The organism is Kitasatospora sp. NPDC096204, from assembly GCF_044763205.1.
Lineage (GTDB): Bacteria > Actinomycetota > Actinomycetes > Streptomycetales > Streptomycetaceae > Kitasatospora.
In genome coordinates this window covers 1-1,484 of sequence record NZ_JBIWFT010000101.1, presented here as the reverse complement: position 1 = coordinate 1,484, position 1,484 = coordinate 1, and the positions used below count along the sequence as shown (strand labels likewise).

The following is a 1,484-nucleotide window of genomic DNA, read 5'->3' as shown; positions in this document are numbered from 1 at the left end:
TCCTCATGTCGCGAGGAGGACGCGTTTGCGCAGGAGGTCGAAGCCGGCGCGGCCGAACATCTGCCGCTTCAGCATTTTGATCTTGTTGTTGTGGCCCTCGACCGCGCCGGAGCTGTAGCTCAGGGTCAGGCCGGCGACGACCGCATCGAGGTCCTGCAGGAGACCGGTGGCGAAGCTGCGAAGGGCCGGGACGTGGTCCTGCTGGACGCGCGCGATCCAGTCCTTGAGTTCTCGTCCGCGGCGGTCGTTCATCAGCTCTGCGAAGGCTCTGACGTGCTCGGTGGTGGTGGCCAGCACTGGGACTCGGGCGAGGATCTCCTTGAGCTGGTGGGCCTCTTCGTCGCGCAGGCGGTCGGGGCGGCGGGTGATCCAGCTGGTCACGTCCCTGACGGAGGGCTTGCGTCGGGGCGGGTCCTGATTGGGGAACGCCTCCTTCAGCCGGCGCACGTAGACGCGCACGATCTGCTCCTGCCCGGGGAATCCGCGCTGCCGGATCTCCTCGAACAGGCGCCGGGCGATGGTGTGGCCCTCGGCGAACCTCTGGTGGAGGTAGGGCTTGTAGGGGTCGAGGATGCTGGTGCGTCCGGTCCAGCGGCCGACCAGCAGCTCGTCCGGGTCCTTCGCGCCGACCAGTCGGCGCACCGTGTTGCGGGCCAGGCCCAGTCGTCGGCCGATGGCGCGCAGGCTGAACCCGTCCTCCTTGAGCGCGTGGACGGCGGCGTGCTGTTCGCGGACCCGGTCGGAGAGTCGGCCGGTCCGGCGGGGCTCGGAGCTGACGGACGCCAAGGCGACAGCCGGAGCCGGCTCGGCCGCAGGGGCCGGTTCGGGTAGCAGGGCACGGTGCTGGAGCACGGTCTTCTCCACCGCGTCGGCGAGGTTCTGCCACAGGTGGAAGCGGTCGGCGACGTGGATCGCGTCCGGGGCGCCGAGCCGGACGGCTTCGGCGTAGGAGGCTGAGCGGTCGCGGCAGACGACCTTCACTCCTGGGTGGTCGGCCAGCCAGGACCGGACGGTCTCGACCGTGCGGTCGGGCAGCAGATCGACTGCGCGGCGGGTCTCGATGTCGACCAGGATCGTGGCGTAGACGTGGCCCTTGCGCAGGGCGAACTCGTCGACGCCCAGCACGCGCGGCACCGCGTGTGCCGGATCGGGCAGGGCGCGTATCAGCCGCAGGAGCGTGGAACGGCTCACCGGGACCGCGAAGGTCTCGGCCAGGCGAGAGCCGGCCCGGCCCGCGAGGGCCAGGGCGAGCTGCTGGAGTGCGGTCTGCAGGCCCTGGCTCCGCCGCCCGTGGCGGAAGGTCAGTCCCGCCGCCTGTTCGACGAACGTGGCCCGGGGGCATGCTCGTTCACGGCAGCGGAACCGGCGGACCCGTAACTCGACCACCACCCGACGCCCGCCCGCCGCGCTGTCGTCCAGCCGCCGCACATAGCTGCTGTGAACCCGGGTCGAGACAGTTCCGCACAACGGGCAGCCCGCCCCAT

Annotated in this window: 1 protein-coding gene; it reads right to left on the bottom strand. The window is 71.2% G+C overall.

Going from position 1 to position 1,484, the window contains the following annotated elements:
• Positions 1-3: 3 nt before the first annotated feature.
• Positions 4-1,484 (bottom strand): ISL3 family transposase (locus ACIQ87_RS40290; protein WP_402417247.1); only part of this gene is annotated, 1,481 nt, incomplete at its 5' end.